20 protein-coding genes and 1 pseudogene are annotated in these 25,957 nt (G+C 39.5%); all 21 read left to right on the forward strand.

The genetic code is table 11. The features are described from left to right. The 21 genes and pseudogenes from LREU_RS00470 to LREU_RS00570 all read left to right on the forward strand — a co-directional run bounded on the left by LREU_RS00470 (nucleotide 1) and on the right by LREU_RS00570 (nucleotide 25,932). A complete protein-coding gene (locus LREU_RS00470) occupies nucleotides 1–927 on the forward strand; it encodes an FAD:protein FMN transferase (protein ID WP_003669637.1) in 927 nt (308 codons plus the stop codon). Between the two features lie 497 nt (nucleotides 928–1,424). Next, a complete protein-coding gene (ltrA, locus tag LREU_RS00475; protein ID WP_003666987.1) occupies nucleotides 1,425–2,807 on the forward strand; it encodes a group II intron reverse transcriptase/maturase in 1,383 nt (460 codons plus the stop codon). 264 nt (nucleotides 2,808–3,071) lie between these two features. Beyond that, nucleotides 3,072–4,895, forward strand: coding sequence for a pectate lyase-like adhesive domain-containing protein (locus LREU_RS00480; protein WP_003669640.1), 1,824 nt, complete (start codon nucleotides 3,072–3,074; stop codon nucleotides 4,893–4,895). A gap of 76 nt (nucleotides 4,896–4,971) precedes the next feature. Further along, nucleotides 4,972–5,708: pseudogene (locus LREU_RS00485) on the forward strand (IS30 family transposase). 43 nt (nucleotides 5,709–5,751) lie between these two features. Beyond that, complete coding sequence (locus LREU_RS00490; RefSeq protein ID WP_012390486.1) at nucleotides 5,752–7,722, forward strand: Rib/alpha-like domain-containing protein; 1,971 nt, start codon at nucleotides 5,752–5,754, stop codon at nucleotides 7,720–7,722. Nucleotides 7,723–8,485: 763 nt separating this feature from the next. Continuing rightward, entirely contained in the window at nucleotides 8,486–9,793 is a 1,308-nt protein-coding gene (gene serS / locus LREU_RS00495) for a serine--tRNA ligase (protein ID WP_003669649.1), read from the forward strand. Nucleotides 9,794–10,061: 268 nt separating this feature from the next. Next, entirely contained in the window at nucleotides 10,062–11,525 is a 1,464-nt protein-coding gene (locus LREU_RS00500; RefSeq protein ID WP_003669652.1) for an ABC transporter substrate-binding protein/permease, read from the forward strand. A 1-nt stretch (nucleotide 11,526) separates the two neighbouring features. After that, nucleotides 11,527–12,270, forward strand: coding sequence for an amino acid ABC transporter ATP-binding protein (locus LREU_RS00505; RefSeq protein WP_003669654.1), 744 nt, complete (start codon nucleotides 11,527–11,529; stop codon nucleotides 12,268–12,270). Nucleotides 12,271–12,573: 303 nt separating this feature from the next. Beyond that, nucleotides 12,574–13,923, forward strand: coding sequence for an amino acid permease (locus tag LREU_RS00510; protein ID WP_003669656.1), 1,350 nt, complete (start codon nucleotides 12,574–12,576; stop codon nucleotides 13,921–13,923). A 956-nt stretch (nucleotides 13,924–14,879) separates the two neighbouring features. Then, entirely contained in the window at nucleotides 14,880–16,085 is a 1,206-nt protein-coding gene (locus LREU_RS00515; RefSeq protein WP_003673070.1) for a NupC/NupG family nucleoside CNT transporter, read from the forward strand. 80 nt (nucleotides 16,086–16,165) lie between these two features. Then, nucleotides 16,166–17,074 (forward strand): ribonucleoside hydrolase RihC, encoded by a 909-nt coding sequence (gene rihC / locus LREU_RS00520; protein ID WP_003669659.1) that lies wholly within the window; start codon nucleotides 16,166–16,168, stop codon nucleotides 17,072–17,074. A 102-nt stretch (nucleotides 17,075–17,176) separates the two neighbouring features. Continuing rightward, entirely contained in the window at nucleotides 17,177–18,061 is an 885-nt protein-coding gene (locus LREU_RS00525; protein ID WP_003669661.1) for a 3-hydroxyacyl-CoA dehydrogenase, read from the forward strand. A gap of 177 nt (nucleotides 18,062–18,238) precedes the next feature. Beyond that, nucleotides 18,239–18,964, forward strand: coding sequence for a 16S rRNA (guanine(527)-N(7))-methyltransferase RsmG (rsmG, locus tag LREU_RS00530; RefSeq protein WP_003669663.1), 726 nt, complete (start codon nucleotides 18,239–18,241; stop codon nucleotides 18,962–18,964). Between the two features lie 17 nt (nucleotides 18,965–18,981). Beyond that, nucleotides 18,982–19,950 (forward strand): nucleoid occlusion protein, encoded by a 969-nt coding sequence (locus LREU_RS00535; protein WP_003669664.1) that lies wholly within the window; start codon nucleotides 18,982–18,984, stop codon nucleotides 19,948–19,950. Nucleotides 19,951–19,962: 12 nt separating this feature from the next. Then, nucleotides 19,963–20,733: a ParA family protein gene (locus LREU_RS00540; RefSeq protein ID WP_003669666.1), complete on the forward strand. Its 771-nt coding sequence runs from the start codon at nucleotides 19,963–19,965 to the stop codon at nucleotides 20,731–20,733. Further along, a complete protein-coding gene (locus LREU_RS00545; protein WP_003669667.1) occupies nucleotides 20,720–21,604 on the forward strand; it encodes a ParB/RepB/Spo0J family partition protein in 885 nt (294 codons plus the stop codon). Before LREU_RS00540 ends, LREU_RS00545 begins: the two co-directional genes overlap by 14 nt. 13 nt (nucleotides 21,605–21,617) lie before the next feature. Beyond that, a complete protein-coding gene (locus LREU_RS00550) occupies nucleotides 21,618–21,815 on the forward strand; it encodes a DUF951 domain-containing protein (RefSeq protein ID WP_003669672.1) in 198 nt (65 codons plus the stop codon). An 83-nt stretch (nucleotides 21,816–21,898) separates the two neighbouring features. After that, nucleotides 21,899–22,996: a redox-regulated ATPase YchF gene (ychF, locus tag LREU_RS00555; protein ID WP_003669674.1), complete on the forward strand. Its 1,098-nt coding sequence runs from the start codon at nucleotides 21,899–21,901 to the stop codon at nucleotides 22,994–22,996. A gap of 32 nt (nucleotides 22,997–23,028) precedes the next feature. Next, a complete protein-coding gene (locus LREU_RS00560; RefSeq protein WP_003669675.1) occupies nucleotides 23,029–23,799 on the forward strand; it encodes a DUF1129 domain-containing protein in 771 nt (256 codons plus the stop codon). Nucleotides 23,800–24,011: 212 nt separating this feature from the next. Then, on the forward strand, nucleotides 24,012–24,686 hold the full coding sequence (gene deoC, locus LREU_RS00565) for a deoxyribose-phosphate aldolase (RefSeq protein WP_011953367.1): 675 nt from the start codon (nucleotides 24,012–24,014) through the stop codon (nucleotides 24,684–24,686). Nucleotides 24,687–24,738: 52 nt separating this feature from the next. Further along, on the forward strand, nucleotides 24,739–25,932 hold the full coding sequence (locus LREU_RS00570) for a phosphopentomutase (RefSeq protein WP_003669679.1): 1,194 nt from the start codon (nucleotides 24,739–24,741) through the stop codon (nucleotides 25,930–25,932). Nucleotides 25,933–25,957 lie beyond the last annotated feature (25 nt).

Below are 25,957 nucleotides of genomic sequence, written 5' to 3' on the forward strand. Positions count from 1 at the left end.
ATGAATAATGAATTGATGGCGCAACGGCATGTGATGACTCATCACGCTCTTGGAACTCGCATAAATTTAACGATTTTTGGTAACGAATATTTTTCGTTGTTAAAGAAATCAATGGACCTAATTGACCACTATGAGGATCAATTAACGGTTAACCGTAATGAATCAGAAGTAATGTCGGTAAATCATGGTGCAGGGAAAACCCCGAAAATGGTATCGCCAACGACTTTTGACCTCATTGAACTGGCAGTGAAATATAGTCGTGAAAACTTTGGCTTTAACGCTTTGATCGGCCCGTTAGTAAAACTATGGAAAATCGGTTTTGCGGGAGCACACGTGCCAAGTGATGCTGAGATCAAAGAGCGGTTAAAGTTGATCGACCCTTATAAAGTATTGCTGAACCGAGACGCACGGACGGTATATTTAGAAGAGCCGGGGATGGAATTAGACCTTGGCGGGATTGCAAAAGGCTATATTGCGGACCGTATTCGTGATCTTTGGATTGAAGCCGGCGTTCCCGCGGGAATTATCGACTTAGGGGGAAATCTCTTATTTGTTGGTAAGTCGCCACGGCGGGATGATGGGCAGTGGATCATCGGTGTGCAGGATCCGCAACTGCATCGTGGTGAAAATTTGGCAACTGTCCGTGAGCCGGCTTGTTCGGCAGTTACATCTGGGATTTATGAACGATTTTTGATCAAAAATGGTCGTCGTTATCACCATTTACTAGATCCTCGGACTGGATACCCGTTAGAGACTGATTTGAGCAGCGTGACTGTTTTTACTGATCAATCGGTAATGGGTGAAATTGAGGCCAAGCGACTCTTCTTCAATGGTGAACCAATTACAGGCTGGAAAGCGCGTCCTGGTAACCGTGGCGCTATCTTTATTCATAATGATGAATCAATGGTAAATGTTGGTTTTGAATAAAATTTAATTTCATTTAAGCGTAGGTAAACGAAATGTTTACCTACGCTTTTTTGTGTGCGCCCGGCATGGGTATTAGCTAGGCGGTGAGAGTCCGCTATGGGCCGTAGTAGTCGGAACCATGAGCTGAGGACAAGGGTGTCCACTGTGAGGTTGAATCTGAAGGAAGTCTAAGGCAAAGTACTGCACCGATGAACAAGAAGTAGCTATAAGGCTGGAACTAACTGGATAAGACTGCATGACAAGTTAAAGTCCAACACTACTCGAAGTTACTTTCAGTAAAGCTACCGGTGACATGGTACGAAAGTTAATATCCTTACCCGGGGAGATCTGGCCTACACGTTTCCGACAAGAGGAATAAGTTTAATTTCCACAGAAACAAGCGGTGCAGTGATGTAGCGTTGAGTAAGCCAGAAGTCAGCCGAGGTCATAGTAGTCTGAGTAATCAGATGAAGGACTGAACGACAATAACTTGTAACTTATATCGGAGGTGTAATCAGGTGCGACAATCGCAGAAAACAGAACAACAAGCTGACCGCTTGTCGAGGATAGGTTTGGAAAACCGAAAGTACACAAGGGCGCGTAGTACCGATTATGGTGAAGGTAAAGGTATGAGTGTCACTATCCAAGACTTAGTCTTGGACCGCAATAACCTTAATCAGGCTTATTTGCGAGTTAAGAGAAATAAAGGGGCAGCAGGCATTGACGATATGACAGTCAATGACCTTCTGCCATATCTCAGAGAAAATAAGACGGAATTGATCGCTAGTTTGCGTGAGGGCAAGTATAAACCAGCACCAGTCAAACGGGTAGAAATTCCGAAGCCTAATGGTGGAGTAAGAAAACTCGGAATACCAACAGTGGTGGACCGAATGGTTCAACAAGCTGTGGCCCAAATTCTTACACCTATCTTTGAGCGTGTTTTCTCTGATAATAGTTTTGGCTTCCGCCCTCACCGTGGGGCTCACGACGCTATTGCAAAAGTAGTAGATCTTTATAATCAAGGTTATCGAAGAGTTGTCGACTTAGACCTAAAAGCCTATTTTGATAATGTTAATCATGACTTGATGATTAAGTATCTTCAACAATATATTGATGACCCATGGACACTAAGGCTCATTCGTAAGTTTCTAACTAGCGGAGTCTTAGACCATGGGCTTTTCGCTAAGAGTGAAAAAGGAACCCCACAAGGAGGGCCATTGTCACCAATACTGGCGAATATCTATCTAAATGAGTTGGATAAAGAGTTGACTAGACGTGGTCACCACTTTGTGCGCTATGCGGATGATTGTAACATTTATGTTAAAAGTCAACGAGCCGGAGAACGAGTAATGCGAAGCATTACCCAGTTTCTTGAAAAGCGATTGAAAGTTAAAGTGAACCCAGATAAAACCAAAGTCGGTAGCCCGCTACGGTTAAAGTTTCTTGGCTTTTCGTTGGGTGTAGACCACAATGGAGCCTACGCCCGTCCAGCAAAACAATCGCAACAACGAGTAAAGAAAGCATTGAGGTTATTAACTAAACGTAATCGTGGAATATCTCTGACAAGAATGTTTGAAGAAATTCAGCGAAAAATGCGTGGATGGCTTCAGTACTACTCAATTGGGAAACTAACTGACTTTATTCAACGCCTTGACAAGTGGTTGAGGGCCCGAATAAGACAGTATATCTGGAAGCAATGGAAGAAGCTTAAAACTAAGGTAACTAACTTACAGAAGCTGGGGCTGTCCCAGCGTGATGCATACGTCTTCGCTAGTACCCGCAAGGGCTACTGGCGAACTGCACACAGTAAGACCTTGAGCTATTCTCTAACAAATAGAAAACTGGAACAACTCGGACTTATGAATATGTCCAAGACGCTCCAGTCAATTCAAAGTGATTAAGTTGTCGAACTGCCGTATACGGAACCGTACGTACGGTGGTGTGAGAGGTCGATAATTGAACTAATCAATTATCTCCTACTCGATTTATTACATGATTACTTTTTCATGTAATGGAATGCTTTTTAAAATTCTTTCTCCTTACTCTCGCAATAGTTCTATAGAGATCCGCGAGGCTTGCCGATTGAAAAAGGGGAAAAAAGCATATAATTCAAGATATCAACTAATAAGTGAAGTTGTGTCATATTGTTTAGGAGGGGTAATTGTATGTTATCGAAGAATAATCGAAAGGAACAATTCCGGAAACAAGAGCCGAAAAAGCAACGTTTTGCAATTAAAAAGCTCACTGTCGGAGTTGCTTCAGTCCTTATTGGTTTTACATTCATGGGGATGAATGCTTCTGCTAATACAACTGCGGAAACAAATACCGCGACTGGCGATCAAGCAGTCGAAGAATCACAAAATAGTACTTCTGCTAATCAGACTAGTAACAGTCAAGTGCCATCGACTACTTCAAATTCACAAAGTACTAAATCAAATGATAAACAAGCTGTTTCCGCTGCACCTGCTCAAAAGCATGAAAATGCTGTTTCAGATGCAAGTGGTCAAGCTACTAAGGCTGCAGCCGCAAAGAATGGTGACGCATCGGTAACAACGTCAGCTTCATCTTCTGCTGCTTCAGCAAATTCGGCGAGTGATCAAAGTCAAGCTTTGTCATCAACACCTGATACTGTTTCAGTTAATCCAACTGGGACACCAATGCTTGCTTTTGCAAGATTAAATGAGTTTGAGCCAGCAAGTCAAGGTCAAAGTGAGTCTGGTGTTAGTGATTATGCTGATTTCTTGAGTGCTTTACGCGATTCAAGGGTTGGAACTATCACTTTAAATAATGACATTGACTTTAGTAATGCAAATTTAAAGCACGGTCCTAATAATGGGTTATCCGGAACATATGAACGCCTTAATAATACTGGAATTGCACGTGCCGTAACTATTAATGGTAACGGCCACGAGCTAAAGATGGGAGATCGTTACATTGAATTTACCAGTGCTAATCAAAAAAAGACTGATAGTAATTGGGATATTCAATTAAAGGATCTTACCTTACAAACTACCAGTGGATATGGACCATTCTGGTTTGCTAATACACCAGGTGAAGCGGCTAAAAATACCATTACTTTTAATGGGGTAACTACTACTACTGATTCACATGAAATTATGTGGTATGACGCCGGTGGTGCTTCAACTACTCATGTTAAATTCGAAGGCAATAATACTATCAACAGTACGCTTAATGGTAATACTGCCGCCATCTATGCTTATAGCATTGAAGCAGTAAATGGAAATACGACCTTTAACGTAATTGATAGCTCACCAGCTAATACTGGTACTAATAGATCAGCAATTTTGATTTCAATTGATGCAGCTCATGCGGGTAAAGTCATCGTTGATAAAGGTGCTACATTAACTATTAATGGAGATAATCAAGTTAATGTTCCAGAAATGAATAGTGCTGATTCTTATGGTACGATGGGAATTCGTTTCCAAAACTGGGCTAAAAAAGATCTTGATAAAGCTAAGACCAGTGTTGTTCAAGTTAACGGTAAGTTAAACTTGAATATGGGTAAAGGTGGTTCAATCGCTATTTTAGGATCTTATGTCGATGTACAACCAGGCGGTAATGTTACTATTAATACGCAACAAAATGGTACTAGCACTCTTGCTGGTGACTTAGCTCTAGGTCATAGAGGTACCCACTTTGGTGTAATTGCTGGTGGTATCGAAGCTAGTGATGATTATGCTGGCTTGAGAATTGCTAATGGTGGTAGTTTAAAGATTGTTCGTCCAACCGATGTAAACTCTACTCAGCCTTTAATTTCATATGGTGATGCAGGTTCTTCTGGTGGTAAAACATTTACAGTAAATGTTGAAAATGGAGGTACTCTTGATTTACAAGATGGTGCTACTGATCCACAAACTTGGAGCTTTAATAATACCAGTAGCACGGGGAAGACTAATATGCCGTGGGCTGGTTTGATTACTATGTGGGGAACTAGTGGTACAGATACTATTAAAATTCGCCGTTTGTAAAATTAAGTTAGAAAAAATAAAAAGCCATTTGTGATAGACTTTTGAGTATCCCTAATCAAAAGAAAGGCAATCACAAATGACCTATAAACATCTTACCACACGCGAATTAACTCTCATAGCTGATTTTTGGTATCAAGGCACTAAAGCTTATCGGGCCGCTAAATTACTTCAACGTAGTCAAGAAACCATCTATCGTGTTTATCGTTTCCTCAATAACGGTAAAACCATCGACCAATATCTTCAGACTTATCAGCGTCATAAACGTCGTTGTGGTCGGAAGCAGACCCAACTGCCAACTATCGAGGTTAACTATATCCATGCACAAATCAAGGCTGGTTGGACTCCTGATACTATTATTGGTCGTCATGAACACCCGATTAGTTGCAGTATGCGCACCCTCTATCGCATGTTTGCCCGCAATCAGTATGGCTTTTCCGTTAAACAGCTACCGATGAAAGGAAAACGCCATCCCAATGGCTCGCTAAACTGCCACGTCACTTTGTTAAATCAATTACTTTTGATAATGGGAAAGAATTTGCTGGATGGCGAGAGATAGCCAATAAGTATGATCTTCATACCTATTTTGCGGAAGTCGGTGCTCCCAATCAACGAGGGTTAAACGAAAATAATAACGGCATCTTGCGTCGTGACGGTCTTAGCAAAAAGCTAGATTTTCGCCATTTACCAAACGAACTAGTCACTCAGCTAATGCACCGTCGCAACAATATCCCACGAAAGTCTCTTAATTATCGTACACCACTAGAAGTATTCATGAGTTATGTCACAGAAGAACAGCTTTCAACTTTTTTCTAATTTAAATTGACATTTCGGGATTAATAATCCTAAGTATATTAATTTGCAACGTACTGGCAACCAAACTGGATCATTAATGCGCCTTGAAGGTACTACAAATAATGTTTCAATTAATGGCGATATTAATAATGTTGTTACCCCATTAGCTCAATGGGATGAAGGCGCAAAAAATAATCCTTCATACTATTGGTATATTGAGAATGAAGCTAACCAGAATAACTGGGGTGATTATGCAAATCGCTTTGTACAAAGTGGAAAGAATCCTGAGCCCACTGCAAATGCCGGAGTTACTACATTTATGCATTCAAGCGGTAGTGTACAGATGGCTCCTAACCAGGCAGGAACTAATTCATCCAAGTTTAGCAATGGAGAAGTTGCCCAAACTCTAAATGAAGCTATAAATTATCAAGCTCCATATTTGAATCAATTCTTAAATCACTTTAGTTGGTGGGCACCACAAAGAATTGCCATGGGAAGCGGTTTAGAGAATGTAGTAACACCAACTGATTCAGAAAAGTATCAACCGATAGTTCAAACTATTGATGGTAATACTAACCAAACTTTAAGTGATTTAACTGCTAAAGGCGGGATCAAAGGTTTACTTTCTAGCGATGGTACTGTAACTACTGATCTTTCTTCTGTTAAGAACGTAAGCTGGTATGATGCAACTACTGATACTGATGCTACTGAGTGGAAGAGCGTAATGGGTGATGAAGCAGTACCAACTAACCCAACTGGTAATCTTAAGACCACTGATAAATCAGCTTGGGCAAAAGTAACCTATACTGATGGTTCAGTTGACTTTGCTAATATTCCATTGAATATTACTGAACCAATGGCAAATCTTTACACTCCATCATATAAGCCAGTAAATGTTGAACAAGGCCAAACTGCGACTGTTGACCCATCATTTACTGATCAAGATGGTAAGGGTACTACTGCTCCAACTGGAACCACATTTACGACTGGTACTGATACACCAAACTGGGCTACTATTGATCCATCAACAGGTACTGTAACTGTTAAACCACGTACTGATGTAACTCCAGGTGCTTACAATGTTCCAGTAACGGTAACTTACCCAGATAAGAGTACTGATGAAACGACCGTGCCAGTAATTGTTACTAAGCCTGGTCAAACAGTAACTTGGGGTGATAATGGTGCTGTTGTATTAACTACTGATGCTTCAAACACTAAGGCTCACGAAACTTCAGACAACTCACAAGTTGTACCCGTTTCTGATGTAACTGTAACTGCTCAAGGTTACAAGTTAGTAGATGGCAAGCTTGAAACTACTGCTACTCCAATTACTGTTGATCCATCAAACGTTAGCTGGAAGACAGCTCCAAACACTAACGTTGATGAAGCAACTGCAGCTGGTAAGACTATTACTGGCAACGAAATTAACGTAGACTTGACTGGCAATGCTGACGCTCAAGCAATCCTTGGTCCAAAGAATGGTGTTGTAACTACTAACCCATTCACTATTGATGCTAAGGGTGCTGGTGCTAAGAATGTCACTGCTCCAGTTGATATTAAACTTGGCTCAGACTTGACTAGTGAACAATTTGGTCAATTAGTAGATAACAACATCCCGACTGATGAAATTGCTACTACTACTTGGGCAACTAAGCCAGATGCAAATGGTCAAGGCGGCGTAATTAAGATCACCTTCACTGATAAGGATGCTAATGGTAATCCAACTTACTTGAACATTAACATTCCAGCAAGTTTAATCAAGGTAACTACTGATGCAGAAACCAATACCCCACAAGGTCAAGATGTTTCAACTAAGGTCGGCGAAGTTCCTGATGCAGAAAAAGGTATCAAGAATCCTGGTAGTTTACCAAGCGGCACAACTTACACTTGGCAAGACACTCCAGATACCACTAAACCAGGTAAGAAACCAGCAGTTGTTGTCGTAACTTACCCAGATGGTTCTAAAGATACAGTTTCAACTAATGTGTTAAGCAACAATTTTTGTGCATTGTTTGTTGCGACTACTACTCCCTAATAGATATAAGGTTTATAGCCTTATATAGTAGGTATCATAAAATAGCTGAACATTGTTTAGATAAATTTGTCAAACGGTAGAATGATAATGCTTATAAGAAACCCCCGAATACTTAACTTTAAGCATTAGTAGCAATATCTCCCCCAGATAACTTAAAAGTCTTATTGTCTACGCCAACAGCAATAAGCAGATAACAGTTTAGTTTTATCATATAAGTGTATTTGCTACTAAAAGTTTTTTACTGTTCATGACAATTGTGCTGAACAATGATTCAACAGTACACTTAGTACTAGCGATACCTCAAAAGTCGGCACAGAAATTACAACAGTATGGTAAATGTGCTAGCCTACTGTTGTAAGCCGCTTGGTGGTAGGTTTTAAATGTTGAATGGTGGACTTATCATCAAAGTTAGTTGTGCGTAAACTAACCAAAAAAGGATTTTCAGAAGTGAAAATCCTTTTTTGTTTTAAACAAAAATTCAATTGATAAATTAGGAAAAGTGTAATAAGATAATTGCAGAATAGAAAACACGAATGCATTTCAAGTAGGTTGTTCAGAGAAGCAGCGGGTGGTGGGAGCTGTCGACCGAAACTCCGGTGCAAAAATATGTGGGCAGGTAATTCTGCACGGATAGTAGCCGTTATCTACTTCGAAGGGTGACTAAAGATAGTCAAACTTGGGTGGTACCGCGGAACTAGAGCCATTTCGTCCCAAAATATAAAGGATGGAATGGCTCTTTTTTATATAATTAGGAGGAAATACGATGTTAGATATTAAAAAGATTCGTCAAGAACCTGATTTTTATAAGGAAAAGTTAGCTACGCGTGGTGTAAAACCAGAAGAAATTGATGAAGTTATTGCGTTAGATAAAAAGCGGCGGGAATTGCTCCAACAAACTGAAACAATGAAGGCGCAACGTAATGAAGCATCAAAGAAGATTGGAGAAGCTAAGCGTAATGGTGAATCCGCCGATGCTGCCATTAAGGAAACTCGTGAACTTGGTGATAAGATCAAGGAATTGGATACTGAAGTTGAAGCAAATGATGCTGAACTTCATGATAAGATGGCTCATCTTCCGAATGTTCCACATGATGGTGTTCCAGTTAGCTTAACGGAAGACGGTGCCGTTGAATTACGGAAAGTCGGTAAGGTGCGGGACTTTGATTTTGAACCTAAGCATCACTGGGATATCGGTGAAAACCTTGGTATTTTAGACTTTGATCGCGCTGGTAAGGTTTCTGGTGCGCGTTTTGTCTACTACTTAGGTCTTGGTGCTCAGCTTGAACGGGCAGTTTATAACTTCATGCTTGATGAACACATGAAGGAAGGATATACCGAAGTCTTACCACCATATATCGTCAATGCTGATTCAATGTATGGTACTGGTCAATTCCCTAAGTTCAAAGAAGGAGTTTACCAGGTTAACGGTGAGGATATGACATTGATCCCAACTGCTGAAGTTCCATTGACTAATTACTACCGTGGCGAAGTTATCCCAACTGAAGAATTACCGGTTTATGTTACTGCTTTAACACCATCATTCCGTTCTGAAGCGGGAGCAGCGGGTCGTGATACCCGAGGATTGATCCGGATGCACCAATTTAACAAGGTAGAAATGGTTAAGTACACTAAACCAGAGAACTCATGGGATGAACTTGAAAAGATGACGGCTAACGCTGAAAACATCTTGAAGAAGTTAAACTTGCCATACCATGTTATTACCTTAACTACTGGTGACATGAGCTTTACGGCATCTGAAACCCATGACCTTGAATTGTGGATGCCAGCACAAAATAAGTATCGTGAAGTTTCGAGTTGTTCAAACTGCTTGGACTTCCAGGCACGGCGGATGCACACACAATACCGGGATGAAAATGGTAAGTTACAATATGTTCACACACTTAACGGTTCTGGTTTAGCCGTTGGTCGGACAGTTGCAGCTATCTTGGAAAACTATCAAAACGCTGATGGTTCTGTAACAATTCCAGAAGTATTGGTACCATACATGCATGGTGTTACTAAGATTACTAAGGAAAATGCGGTTCCTTTCCGTAATAAAGTTAATAAATAAGATATATAGAAGACAGCTTTTAAAAAAGAAGTTCGGATTGCTAAATCTGAGCTTCTTTTTTGATTAAAAAAATCTAAGAAAAAGTGAAAAATAAATAAATTATACTTAATAAAATTAACTTATCGTTGGTTGTTAGCTTTAAAAATCATTGTTTAAAACGCTGACATCTTGGATAAACACAAACTTTAATGAAGAATATTTATTTTATTTTCTGGCGATGATAAAGTAGTATCAACGTTAAAATTTGATTAAAAAGGAGTCGGTGCAGATGCATAGCAGCAAGATAAAAAATATGATCATCACCATTGTTGCAGTTCTTGGAATTGTAGTGGGGTGGCAAATGGTCGAACCTCAGCAGGTATCTGCTGCCGAACCGACTTATACGTTTGCAACTAATAACACCTTTGAACCCTTTGAAATTCAAGATAGTAAAGGTGGGTACTCAGGAAAGAATCCTGGGATTGAAATTGAAATACTTAAGAAAATTGCTAAGCATGAGCATTTTAAGTATGAACTGAAGCCAATGAGTTTTAATGGTGACTTACAAGCTCTTGAAGCAGGACAAGTTGATGCAGTAATTGCTGGAATGAGCGTTACTGATGAACGAAAAGAAAAGTATGATTTTTCAACACCTTACTATACTAGCGGGGTTGTTATGGCTGTTGCAAAAGATAGCAATATTAAGTCGATGAGCCAATTAAAAGGCAAAACAGTTTCGGCTAAGTCAGGAACGAGTGCGGCATTATTTTTGAAGAACAACCAAAAGAAATATGGTTACAAAATTCGCTACTTTGATTCCTCAAATACGATGTGGAATGATGTGAAAACTGGGAACACAGTAGCTACTTTTGATGATGGTCCTGTTCTTGAATACGGAATTAAAGAAGGTGTCCCACTTAAGATTGTGACAAAGAAGCCAATTGATGCACAACCAGTTGCTGTTGGATACCAAAAGGGCAAGAACTTAGAATTACAGAAAAAGATGAATGATGGGATTAAGTGGCTAAAAGATACTGGCCAAATGGATCAAATCATTGATAAGTATACTAAGAGTGACAAAACGACGAAGGGCAGCGCGACTGATCGGACAATTTTGGGATTAATCCGCGCCAATTATCCAGCCTTGCTTCGTGGATTATGGATGACAATTGAATTAACCGTTGTCGGCATTATTTTTGCGATGATTTTTGGAGTAATTCTAGGTGTATTAGGTATTGCACAAAACAAATTTGCCAATGCTGTTTCTAGTACCCTGATTTATATCTTCCGTGGTATTCCAATGATTGTTTTAGCCTTCTTTATTTACATGGGGATTCCAAATGTTATTGGCCATAAAGTTCCGTTATTCTTAGCAGGAATCTTAACGCTGACTTTTAACGAAGGGGCCTATATTGGAGCCATTGTTAAAGGTGGATTTGAATCCGTTAATATTGGACAGTGGGAAGCAGCACGGAGCTTAGGGTTGCCATATAGCAAAGCCTTGATTAAAGTTATTGCTCCTCAAGGATTTAAGTTAATGATTCCTTCGTTAGTTAACCAGTTTATTATTACCTTGAAAGACACCTCAATTCTTTCCGCAATTGGTGTAATGGAACTTACGCAAACGGGGACTGTTATCATTTCCCAGAACATGGAAGGATTTAAGATGTGGTTAATCATTGGAACGATGTATATCATTATCATTACCCTGTTGACTTGGTTATCAAACTACGTACAAAAGAGGATGGGTTAATATGGATAAAAACTATAAAGTACAAGTAAAAAATCTGCACAAAAGTTATGGAAGTAATGAAGTGCTGAAAGGTATTAGCTTGGACGTAAAACCCAATGAGGTGGTTTGCATGATTGGACCATCAGGATCGGGTAAAAGTACCTTTCTTCGTTGCATTAATAAGCTTGAAGAACCAAATAGCGGCCATATTTATATTGATGGTTACGATATTGCTGATCCGCAAGTAAATATTAATAAGGTTCGGGAAAATATCGGGATGGTTTTTCAGCACTTTAATCTCTTTCCAAATATGAATGTTTTGGAGAATATCACTTTGGCACCTGTTCAACTTGGCAAGATGACCAAGGAAGAGGCAGAAAAGGACGCGATGCACTATCTTGACTTAGTTGGGCTAGCTGATAAAGCAGGGGCAGATCCAACTAAGCTGTCTGGAGGGCAAAAGCAACGGGTAGCCATCGCCCGTGCCCTTGCAATGAAACCGGATGTAATGCTCTTTGATGAACCAACGAGTGCCCTTGACCCTGAAATGGTAGGGGATGTTTTGGAAGTAATGAAACGGTTAGCGCAAGAGGGAATGACCATGATCGTGGTAACTCACGAAATGGGATTTGCTAAGCAGGTTGCCGATCGGGTGGTCTTCTTCCATAATGGTGATATTCGGGAACAAGGCACTCCAGAAGAGATTTTTGATCATCCACAACATCCAGATACGAAGAATTTCTTGGATAAAGTGCTAAATATTTAATTATCGCCTGACTTTTAGTAATTTAAATTTGACAAAGTTAGGATAATCATTATAATAATGAGTAACTTTTAATAATTGGTTGACAGAGAATCTAGCATTTGCTGAAAGCTGGATCCAATTAAATGGCATGAGCGTTTGAAATGGAGTGGTTTCCTTATCAACCGAGAGGTAGTTCGCAAATGTGAGCTATAAAGATGGGTGGAACCGCGTTAAAAAACGTCCCTGGTAGATGATTACCAGGGACGTTTTTATTTGTTTAAGAAAACGTTTTTGTTATTAACTAAATTTTTAAGGAGGCATATTATGGACGAAAAACAACAACAGAAGTTAGAACGATCGCTTAAAAGTCGTCATGTGACGATGATTGCTATTGGTGGAGCTATTGGGACCGGTCTTTTTCTTGGATCAGGAACAGCCATTCACCAAGCAGGTCCTTCAATCATTCTTTCATACCTGATCGTCGGTATCTTTTGCTTCTTTATGATGCGGGCGTTAGGGGAACTTATTTTAGCTGATACTTCAAAACATTCATTTATTGATTCGGTTAAGGAATATCTTGGTGACCGAATGGAATTTGTTGCTGGATGGATGTACTGGGCATGTTGGCTAACATTAGCAATGGCAGATCTTACTGCTACTGGTATTTACTTAAAATATTGGTTCCCTAATTTACCACAATGGGTTGGTCCATTAATTATTGTTATTTTATTGATGTTAGTAAACATGGTAAACGTTGGGCTGTTTGGTGAACTAGAAAGTTGGTTCTCCATGATTAAGGTGATTGCAATTTTAGCCTTAATAGCAGTTGGCGCGGTCTTACTTGTGATGCATGGTCATGTTGAAGGGCGGCCGGTAACCCTTTCAAACTTAGTTAACCAGGGTGGCTTTTTCCCTACTGGTCCGATGGGCTTCTTAATGTCTTTCCAAATGGTAGTCTTTGCCTTTGTGGGAATTGAAATGGTCGGTTTGACAGCTGGAGAAACTAAGAATCCAGATAAAGATATTCCAAAAGCGATTAATACCTTACCAGTCCGCATTGGTTTGTTCTATATCGGATCAATGATTGCGATGATGTCAATTTATCCATGGTTCCATATTAAGACTACCTCTAGCCCGTTTGTTCAAGTGTTTGCAGCAATCGGTGTTCCAGGAGCAGCTGCGATTTTAAACTTTGTGGTTTTGACGGCTGCAATGTCTGCGACTAACAGTGCGATCTTTAGTACTAGTCGTTCCCTCTACTCATTAGCTCGAAGCGGGAACGCACCAAAACGTTTTGGTGAATTAAGCGCGAAGGCAGTTCCTAATCATGCATTAACTTTCTCTTCATTGATTCTTTTTATCACAGTTATCTTGAATTATATTATGCCAGCGGGAATATTCGATGTAATTGCTGGAATTTCAACAATTACCTTTATTTTTACGTGGATCATTATTTTGGTTGCACATATTAAGTTCCGGCGGCAGAATCCAAAGGGAGTTACGAATTTCAGAATGCCAGGATATCCGATTACTAGTTGGTTAACAATTATTTTCTTCTTGGCAGTTCTAGTAATTTTACTCTTTATTGATTCAACACGAGTTCCATTAATCCTTTCAATCGTTATTTTTGCATTGCTTGCTTATGGTTATGGATTTTTGAAGAAGAAAAATTAAAAACTTGGCAGAGGCTCGAAAATTTTGAGTCTCTTTTCTTTTGCATTTGATAATGAATAGTTTAAGAGAGAGCTAAAAAGTAATAGAAAAGTTGGTTTTGTTTAATAGTTGGAGGGGATCTAAATCCCGTTGTGACGCGGTTTAATTGTCTTTTTGTTGGGGAGGGATTATACTGAAAGTGTGGAAAGATAGAAGGCCGAATTTAACAAACATCTTCTCATAATAAAACTACTTTGAAGTACGTTAATTAGACTTTTTGCATGAAAATACCAACACCCCACTCCACATGAAACGCTTTAGTTTCCGTAAAAAGTATGTTAGCTAAAAGTAATTAGTGGCCATATCTACAACGAACCTATAATGATAAGCTTAAGTTCCTCGTATTAAACAGATAGATAAGTTACCAAAAATTAAAAATAATAATGCTCGGCCTTTCTTCCCACTTCTTCATGGTTGAGAAGCTCGGAATGTTATATCGATAAACGTTCCGGGCTTCTGCCAGTTTAAACCCTAAAGATTTCGTATTATTTCCTGGGAAATACGAAAGTTAGTGAAACTGTAAATTACTTCTCTAAATATTTGAACATTTGCTCAATTGATTTTAATTGAGTATAATAGAAAACCTTGGCAGGGGCGACGGAAAGACACATAGCAAAGACGATTTGCCACGTGTAACTTTCCGTTTCTTTTTGTTAACATATGACAGCGTTTTCATAAGTTCTAAAAAAACTTTGTGAAATTTCCGGAAGTTGAAAAGTTAATAAAATGAGCGAATTGTAAAATTATAATTTAAAAAATGATAAAAATTCACAAATTGTCTACAAAACAGCGCTTTACAGGAAGCAAATTTAAAGATATTCTTAAATAGTTAACTCGCCACAATTGCAATTATAGTATCTTAATTTGGAACGGCTGTTAACGAATATTCTATTTAAGGAGGGTACACAGCCATGTCTATGTATCTTATTATCAACATTATTGGGTTGATTGTCTTTCTTGGAATTGGATGGCTTTTCTCCAAGAATCGAAAGGAAATCAACTGGAAGACTGTAGGAGTCATGGTAGTATTGAACTTACTTTTAGCATGGTTCCTTGTAAGTTCAGCAGCTGGTCGTGCTGGGGTTAAAGCGGCCGCTGATGGTTTTGCTTGGATTGTTAACGTCTCTGCAAAAGGAACTGTGTTTGCATTAGGTGATTGGTACACACCAAAGAACCTTAACTTCATTTGTTCTGCATTGATGCCAATCCTTATGATTGTTCCATTGTTCGATATCTTAAACTACATTGGTGTATTGCCATGGATTATTAAGTGGATCGGACGTGGACTTTCATTCATTACTGGTGAACCTAAGTTTGAATCATTCTTTGCTGTAGAAATGATGTTCTTAGGTAACACTGAAGTTTTGGCTGTTTCTGGTATGCAATTACGTGCCATGAATAAGGAACGTAATTTGACAATTGCCATGATGTCAATGTCTTGTGTTACTGCTTCAATTCTTGGTGCATATATTGAAATGATGCCAGGACAATATATTCTGACTGCTGTTCCAATTAACATTATTAACTCATTGATTGCTGTAAGTATGTTAAACCCTGTTAAGGTTCCGGCTGAAGATGACACCATCGAAAAGGTTGGTGCGGAAGTTGACTCTGATAAGCGCGAACCATTCTTCAGTTTCTTGGGCGACTCAATTTTAGGTGCTGGTAAGTTAATCCTTATCATCATTGCTAACGTTGTTGCCTTCGTTGCTTTGGCAGCCTTGATCGATGCTATCTTAGCATTGTTCTGGAAGGACCTTTCACTTGAAAGTATCTTAGGGGTTATCATGTTCCCATTCTCATGGTTACTTGGTTTACCTGTTCACCAAGCATGGATGCTTTCCCAAGATATGGGTATGAAGTTGATTACTAACGAATTCGTTGTTATGGGTAAGGTTACTGGTGAAATCAACAGTTACGCACCTCACTTGCGGGCTGTCTTGACTGTCTTCGTAACTTCATTTGCCAACTTCGGTACTTTAGGTATGATTATTGGTGCCTTCAAAGGATTAGTTGACAAAGAAAACAACGATTACATTGCTTCAAACATTGGTTACTTAATGCTTTCTGGTATTTTGGTTTCATTATTATCAGCCGCATTTGTTGGTCTCTTTGTTTGGTAGAAATGGAAAAGCAGCTGGGAAGGCTGCTTTTTTCAACATTAAATCCGAAAACGCTTGCATGATAAAAAGGAGATAAAATTATGACTACAAAGATTATTATGGATACTGACCCAGGTATTGATGACGCAGCTGCTTTAACGATGGCTATTAATGACCCATCATTAGATTTGAAATTGGTTACAACAGTTGCTGGTAATGTTACAGTTGATAAAACCACTGCCAACGCTTTGAAGATTATTCACTTCTTCGGTAAGGATATTCCAGTTGCAGCAGGTGCCAAGCAACCATTGATTAAGCCTTTTGAAGATGCTGCCCGAATTCATGGTGAATCAGGAATGCCTGGTTATGACTTTGGTGACGATTATGGTAAGCCTCTTGATAAGACTGCTGTTGAAGCACTTCATGACGCAATCATGGCTGAAGATGAAGTCATCTTGGTTCCAACTGGTTCATACACTAACATTGCATTACTCTTTAGCGAATACCCAGAAGTAAAGAGTCACATTAAGCAAATCGTTGCGATGGGTGGTTCATTCTCTGGCGGTAACATGACCAGTGTAGCTGAATTTAACGTCTTCACTGATCCGGATGCTGCTAAGATTATGTACAATGCGGGTGTTCCAATTGTAACTGTTGGATTGGATGTTACCTTAAAGGCGCTCTTAACTGCGGATACGATTGAAAAACTTGGTAGTCTTAATAAGACTGGTGAAATGCTACATGGATTAATCACGCACTATAATGATGGTAGTGATCAAGGGCGTCCAATGCACGATGTTAATACTATCTTCTACCTTCTTCATCCAGAAGCATTTACTACGAAGGACATGTGGGTTGATGTTCAAACAGACGGTCCAGCAATCGGTGCTACTGTTGGTGACATTCGCGCTGCTTACCATGATGGCAAGACCAACGCAAAAGTTTGTTTAGATATTGATGCTGAATACTTCAATAAGTGGTTCTTAGAAGAAGTAAGCAAAATGAAATAAGATACTAAGAGCTGAGAGTTTGCTTTCGGCTCTTTTTATTACTTTCTAGTGTAAGCGCTTCACGATATAATAGTAATAGTTAAAGTAAGGAGGAAATACCAAATGAAGAATATAATGATTGCCGGCGCTGGCGTATTAGGTAGTCAGATTGCATATCAAACGGCTTTATCCGGCTTTAATGTCAGCGTATATAATCACCATATTGATACCGCTGAGCGACGGATTAAGGCGCTGAAAAGTGATTATGAACGTGACTTGCATTTGACTGATAAGGAATTTCAACAGGGCCTTAATAATATTAAAGTGATTACTGATGATGTTGCGACCGCGGTTAAAGATGCTGATTTAATGATTGAAGCATTACCAGAATCGTTAGAGTTAAAGGAGCAGTTTTACGAAGAGGTTTCAGAATTAGCCCCTGAAAAAACAATCTTTGCTAGCAACTCCTCTACATTTATCCCTAGCCAACTAGCTCCTTATACTGATCGGCCAGAAAAATTTCTTAATATGCACTTTGCTAACCAAATTTGGAAATTTAATGTGGTCGAAATTATGGGCACCTCCCAAACAAGTCCAGAGGTGATTGAAGAAGCTACAAAGTTTGCCCGGGAAATAAAGATGGTTCCTGTTATCCTTAATAAAGAACAACACGGTTATATTCTGAATTCCCTTTTGATTCCGTTACTTGCATCTGGTCTTAGTTTATGGGCTAAAGGAGTTGCTGATCCAGCGATGATTGATAAGGATTGGATGATTTCGACAGGTGCACCAATGGGACCATTTGGTATTTTAGATATGGTTGGTTTACGGACAGCAGCGCAAATCGAACGGAATGCCTATGCCCAGACTAAGGATGAAAGTCATAAGGAAATTGCCGATAAGATGGAACAGATGATTCAAGAAGGGCACGAAGGAAAAGAATCGGGACAAGGATTTTATAATTATCCGAATCCAGCCTTCATGGATCCAGATTTTCTGAAGCATTAAGATTAAGTATTGAAAACGTTAGGAAAGGGAGCAAGATAAGAGTCGCTCGTGACTGTTATCTCACTCCCTTATTTTGCGCTCCAATTTTCACGTAATCCGGTTGCAACAATGGCAAAATTACGGTACAGTAGTAGAGAACGTGAAACAAAAAATGTTTCACGAAAGGAGACCTAATAAATGAATCCTGAACAATTTCAACAAGCATTAGCTGATCATGGTATTACCTTATCAGCAGAACAAATGCAACAATTTGCTGACTATTACCAATTATTAGTTGAAACTAATGAACATGTAAATTTGACACGGATTACTGAAAAGAATGAAGTGTATTTAAAACATTTTTATGACTCAATTACAGGAGCGTTTGCTGAACCACGCTTAGAGAGTGAAGACCTGACATTATGTGATATCGGTGCTGGGGCCGGCTTTCCTTCCTTACCGTTGAAGATCGCTTTTCCACAGTTAAAGGTAACGATTGTCGATTCGTTAAATAAGCGGATTGCTTTTCTTGAAGACTTAGTTGCCAAGCTCGGGTTAACCGGTGTTACATTGATTCATGATCGGGCAGAGACTTTTAGTGCTAAGACCAGTCCATATCGGGAGAAATTCGATATTGTTACCGCCCGCGCAGTTGCCCGCCTATCGGTTTTGAGCGAATTATGCTTGCCAGCTGCTAAAGTTGGTGGGGAATTTATTGCTTATAAGGCAAGTGCTGCTCCCGAAGAACTCCAACAAGGTGGAACAGCAATCAAACAGCTTGGTGGAAAAGTTCAAAAAACGGTGACATTGACTTTACCGGGAACTGATGAAGAACGCAATATTATTGTTATTGATAAGATAAAGGCGACCCCTAAGAAATATCCACGTCGTCCTGGCTTACCAAGTAAAAAACCAATTCAATAAGATAAGGAGTTGAAAGTATGGCTTTTTCATTATTTGGTATTGGAAAAAATAATTCTGATAATACAAAAAATAAGGTCGTAGAAGTAAAAATTGATCAAATCATTCCTAACCGCTATCAGCCGCGAAAGGTTTTTGATCAAGACGGTATTCGTGAATTAGCACAGACAATTGATGAACACGGGTTGTTACAACCAATTGTTTTGCGTGAATACGAACCAACAAAATATGAAATTATTGCTGGGGAACGTCGATACCGGGCGATGAAGCTTTTGAAGTGGGAAAAAGCACCAGCAATAATCGAAAAGATGAGTGATCAAGAAACTGCATCGCTTGCCCTCATTGAAAATCTGCAACGGTCGCAATTGAGTTCAGTAGAAGAAGCGCAGGCTTACCGGCAATTAATGGACTTAAACCATCTTACGCAGTCACAATTAGCAAAGGGAATGGGAAAGAGTCAGTCCTTTGTTGCCAATAAATTACGGTTACTTCGCCTGATTACTCCTGTCCAAACGGCTATTTTAGATCACCGGATTACGGAACGTCATGGTCGAGCATTGTTAGATTTAGATGAAAAGCAACAACGTGATATGTTAATGCGGATTGTTAATGAACGGTTAACAGTTCGGCAGACGGAAGATGAAGTTGCTCGTTTGCTAGGACGTCCTTTACCTTCAGAAATTGCAGAATTAAAAGCAGCTGCTAAGCGCAAAGAACTGGCATCTATTGAAGATCATACTGAAGAAACAGCAGACGTTGAAGAAGTATCAGTAGAGAAACCGGCCGAAAAGAAGCGGGCTCCTAAACGAAAGACAGCTAAGAAGTCCCAAAGTAAAAAAACTCAGCAGGTTAATGATGCGCGTTTAGCTTTAAATACGATAAAAAAATCAATTAAGCTGGCGACAAATGAAGGCTTTGAAATAAAAATGCATGAGGAAGAAAACGGTGATACTTATCAATTAACAATTGAGATTCCGAAGAAACAGTAGGGAGGCCAAAAAATGGGTTCTGTAATTGCCCTTGCAAATCAAAAAGGCGGTGTTGGTAAAACAACAACGAGTGTTAATTTGGGTGCATGCTTAGCTGAGACTGGCCAGCGCGTCTTATTAATTGATCTTGATCCTCAAGGAAATGCAACTAGTGGTTTGGGCGTTGAAAAACAGAATATTAAGCAAAGTATTTATGATGTTTTAATTAATGAAGTGCCATTAGAGGATGTTATTCAAAAGACAAGTCACGAGGGAGTTGACATTGCTCCCACAACAATTGCCTTATCTGGGGCTGAAGTAGAATTAACTAATTTAATGGCCCGGGAAACACGGCTGAAGGATTCTTTTGGGGAAATTCGTCAAAAATATGATTTTATTTTAATCGATTGTCCACCATCCCTGGGGCTCCTGACGATTAATGCATTTACTGCTTGTGACTCAATTCTGATTCCTGTCCAAAGTGAATATTATGCATTGGAAGGTTTAAGTCAGCTTTTAAATACCATCAAGCTTGTTCGTAAACACTTCAATCCGCAACTTAAGATTGAAGGGGTTCTTTTGACAATGTTTGACCGGCGCACAAATCTTGGACAACAGGTAAATTCTGAGGTCAAAAAGTTTTTTGGTGACCAGGTTTATGATACGATTATCCCTCGTAATGTCCGTTTATCAGAGGCACCAAGTCACGGCTTAGCAATTATTGATTATGATAAAAATTCAACGGGGGCACACGTCTACCAACAATTAGCAAAGGAAGTGTTGGCTAACCATGGCAAAGAATAAAAAAGGTGGGCTTGGTCGAGGTATTGAGGCCCTCTTTGCGGAAAATGAAGTAACTGAGCTTGCGGATGAAACGGTTCAAGATATCAAGTTATCGTTAATTCATCCTAATCCCTATCAACCACGGCGAACGTTTGATAAAGAGGCGTTGGCAGAGTTAGCTTCATCGATTGAAAAATCAGGGGTGTTTCAACCAATTATTCTGCGGCAAACGGATCCAAAAATTAACCGTTATGAGCTAATCGCTGGGGAGCGGCGGTTTAGAGCTTCTAAGATCGCCAAACAGAAAACTATCCCAGCAATTGTGCGTAAGATGAGCGATGACCAGATGATGGAAATCGCGGTTCTCGAAAATCTTCAACGTGAAGACCTTACACCACTTGAAGAAGCGCAAGCCTATCAGATGTTAATGGATAAATTATCATTAACGCAGGCACAGGTGGCAAGCAGATTAGGAAAGAGTCGGCCTTATATCGCCAATTACTTGCGGTTACTAGGTTTGCCAAAAGTGATCAAAGAGTTTCTTAATACCGGTAAACTTTCTATGGGACAGGCACGAACAATTCTCGGTTTAAAAGATAAGTCAAAACTTGTTCCGCTTGCCCAACGAGCTGTCGGACAAAATCTTACAGTGCGACAATTGGAAGAGATTGTAACGCAGACTAATGGAACGGCCAAAAAGAAAGAAGAACGGCGGACGCAACGAAAACCAATCTATATTCGAGAAGCTGAATCACAGTTGCAGAGTAAATTTGGTACAAAAGTCGCTGTTGCGCAAAGTCGGAAAAAGGGCGCAGGAAAGATCGAAATACCTTATACATCGAATGAAGACTTTACTCGAATTCTTGAATTATTAAATATAAGCTTAGATTAAGGAGGAATAACTCATGGCAGCATATGATAAAGGTGACATTGTAATGATGAAAAAGGCTCACCCATGTGGAACTAACCGCTGGAAGATTACGCGAGTGGGTGCAGATATTAAAATTGAATGCCAAGGCTGTGGTCATATTGTCATGATGACCCGTCAGAAATTTGATAAGGGATTAAAAAAGGTTATCGAAAAAGCTAATCAAGCTGATTAATATTTTTAATGATTGATGATCACAAATAACTAATTGTAGATTAAAATAATAAATGATTAATTGAAAGGGAAAGTGAACAATTTATGTCATTAACTGCAGGAATCGTTGGTTTGCCAAACGTTGGTAAGTCAACACTTTTTAACGCAATTACTAAAGCTGGTGCCGAAATGGCTAACTACCCATTCGCAACAATTGACCCCAATGTGGGGATGGTTGAAGTTCCAGATAGTCGACTTGACCGGATCCAGGAATTAATTCCAGCGAAGAAGATCGTCCCAACTACCTTTGAATTTACCGATATTGCTGGAATTGTTAAGGGTGCTAGTAAAGGTGAAGGACTAGGAAACAAGTTCTTGGAAAATATTCGTCAAACAGACGCAATTGTTCATGTTGTGCGGGCATTTGATGATAATGATATTACTAGTGTTTCTGGTAAAGTGGACCCAATTGAAGATATCGATACTATCAACTTGGAATTAGTAATGGCGGACTTAGATGCTGTTAATAAGCGCTTGGCAAAAGTACAGCGGGCTGCTAAGGGTCGTGATAAGGATGCTTTGGCAGAATTAGAAGTGCTCAATAAGATTAAGCCAGTTCTTGAAGATGGCAAGAGTGTTCGCTCAATTGACTTTAGTGATGATGAACAAAAGATTGTCAAAGGGCTGTTCTTATTAACAAGTAAACCAGTCTTATACGTTGCTAACATTGCTGAAGAAGATATGGCAGATCCAGATAGCAACAAATACATGGATGCAATTAAAGAACATGTAAAAGATGACGGAGAAGTTATTGGCGTTGCAGCAGCTGCTGAAGAACAAATTGCCGAAATGGATGAAGCAGATAAAGCGGATTTCCTTGAAATGGAAGGCGTTACTGAACCGGGGTTGAACCGGTTAATTCGGGCAGCCTACAAGCTCTTAGGTCTTGAAACATTCTTTACTGCTGGTGGTCCTGAAACGCGGGCCTGGACTTACAAGAAGGGTACAAAGGCTCCACAAGCAGCAGGAATTATTCACTCTGATTTCGAACGAGGATTTATCCGAGCAGAAGTAATGAGCTTTGAAGATCTTGATGAATTAGGTTCTGAATCAGCAGTAAAGGAAGCGGGGAAGCTCCGTCTTGAAGGAAAAGATTATGTAATGCAAGATGGGGATATTGTTGAATTCCGGTTCAACGTTTAAACCTCTGAAGCTAAGAGAGGAGTAGTTTTATAGTGAGTGAAGAACAACCACGGAATGCACAAGCTGGTCAACGTCAAAAACAATTAGAAAAAGAACGGCGGCAAGCGAATGGAAATGCTTTTAGCAACTATGATCTAACACGAAAAAATGAAGATTTTATGTATCAATTAAATAAACAGTTGGATCGTCTCGGTGTTCCTTCAGATAAGAAAGACTCGATGCTAAAGGAAACCATTGATAAATTGCTAGCAGGACAAAAGAAGGGGCAAACTGCGCGGGCATTATTTGGTACGCCAACCGAATATGCTAAAGAATTGAAGAACCCAAAGCCAACTCCTGCTGAAGCAAGTAAGCAATCAATTAAGTTGTTAGCAATTGATAATATGCTGATTTTCTTGAGTATCTTTACTTTTATGTTTGGCTTAATGTTCTGGTTATCACCAGCTGCAATGCAAACAAAGAATGCTGGAAGCAGTGGTATTACTGCAATCTTAATCGTGGCGATCACTGGAGGATTGATTTTTGGTTATGTGGCTACCCAAGTTCAACCGCAAATTGATAAGAACGGTAAGCGGGTAAGTAAGAAGCCATTATGGCAACGAATCCTTTTGATAGTTGCTGGATTAGCAGCTTGGTTGATTATTTACATGCTTGTAAGTATGTTGCCAAATGTAATCAACCCACGACTTAATCCATGGGTCTACATTGGCATTGGGGTTATTACTTTCATTGGGGATATGTACTTCAGGTCCAAATTCCATGTTACAGGTTCCCTTTACGGTAATCGTGCGCCACGACGTTAACCAGCAAATAGTCTTAACAACGGAACTATTTTCCAGGGTATCTTTAAAATAACTGAGAGTGAGAAAAGGCAAAAGTTTTTTCTCACTCTTTTCTTTTTGCTCTTTTTTGAAATAAATTTCTGAAAATCTATGGACAAATGTTCAATAGATTGTTAAGATATAAACGTAATCTTATGAAAACGCATTCAAAGTTGAGAGGAGATCATATTATTATGAAGTTAACGCAAGCACAATTAGCAAAATACATGGATCACACAATGCTTAAACCAGAAGCTACTCCAGAGATGATTGATAAGACAGTTGAAGAAGCTCGGAAATACAACACAGCTTCAGTTTGTATCAATCCTTACTGGGTTAAGCGAGTTCATGAAGGATTAGAAGGTACTGACATTAACACTTGTACAGTTATTGGCTTCCCTCTCGGTGCAACTTCAACAGAAAGCAAAGTTTTTGAAACTAAGCAAGCAATTGAAGATGGCGCCGATGAAATTGATATGGTTATTAATATCGGTGAATTAAAAGCGGAAAATGATGATGCAGTTGTTGCTGATATTAAGGCGGTTGCTGATGCTACTCACGAAAAGGGTAAACTTCTTAAAGTTATTATTGAAAATGCTCTTCTTACTGATGAAGAAAAAGCACGTGCAAGTAAGCTTACTGTAAAAGGCGATGCTGACTTTGTTAAGACTTCAACTGGTTTTTTAACTTCAGGAGCTAAGGTAGAAGACGTTAAGATTATGCGTGAAGCAGTTGGACCAGACTTTAAGATTAAGGCAGCTGGTGGAATTCACAGCCTTCAAGAAGCTTACGATATGATTGAAGCTGGTGCTAACCGTTTAGGTGTTTCCGCTTCTGTTCAAATCTTAGAAGAAGCCGCAAAACAATAAGAATAAAGTTTAATTACTAATCTTAATTTACAGAAATAGGAGGAGTCAGAAAATGTCATATAAACGTGTTTTTGTTATTGTAATGGACTCAGTTGGTACAGGTGCCGCTCATGACGCCGCAAAGTTTGATGATGTTGGATCAGATACGCTTGGCCACGTTGGTGAGTATTACAAGGGTGCCTTGAAGCTACCAAACCTTGGTAAATTAGGGATTAGTAATTTGCGCGATACTCCGATTGAAGGGGTTCCAGTTGCTGATCCAGCTATTGGTGATTACGGTAAGATGGAAGAAATTTCTGCCGGAAAAGATAGTATGGATGGTCACTGGGAAATGATGGGTTTACCAGTAATGAAGCCATTGTCAACGTTCCCTAATGGTTTTCCACAAGAAATTGTTGATAAGCTTGAAAAATTCTCAGGACGAAAGGTTATTGTTAACAAGCCATACTCAGGAACAGAAGTAATTCATGACTATGGTGAACGTCAAATGGAGACCGGAGAATTAATTCTCTACACGTCTGGTGATTCAGTAATGCAGATTGCTGCTCATGAAGATGTTATTCCTGTTGAGGAACTCTACAAGATTTGTGAATATGCCCGGACACTTGTTAATGGTCCAGAATATACTGTTGGTCGGATTATTGCCCGTCCATATGTTGGTCCCGATAAAGATCACTTTACCCGGACTGCTAATCGACATGACTTTAGTTTGAAGCCAATTGGTGAGACTGATATGGATCGTCTTCGTGCAGCAGGGTACGATGTAATTGGTGTTGGTAAGATTAATGATATCTTCTCTGGTGAAGGGATCGATAAAGGATACCATAACGAAAGCAACATGGACGGAATGGATCATGTTGATGAAGTAATGAAGCAAGACTTTACTGGTTTCTGTTTCACAAACTTGGTCGATTTTGACGCAATGTATGGTCACCGTCGTAATCCAAAGGGCTTTGGTCAAGCATTAATGGACTTTGATAAGCGTTTAGGCAATGTTCTTGATGAAATGAAGCCAGATGATCTTTTGATGATAACTGCTGATCACGGTAATGACCCTGGCTTTAAGGGAACTGATCATACACGTGAAAATGTTCCATTGTTGGTTTACTCTCCTTCAATGAACAAGCCAAATCAATCCCTTGGGGTGCGGAAGACATTCTCAGACCTTGGTGCAACTATCTTAGAGAACTTTAACGTTGAACCAGTAAAAGGTACCAGCTTCTACAAGGAAATTAGTAACGATTAAGATTAATTAAGGAAAGGGGCGAAAC

This window comes from Limosilactobacillus reuteri subsp. reuteri (assembly GCF_000016825.1).
GTDB classification, from domain to species: Bacteria; Bacillota; Bacilli; order Lactobacillales; family Lactobacillaceae; genus Limosilactobacillus; species Limosilactobacillus reuteri.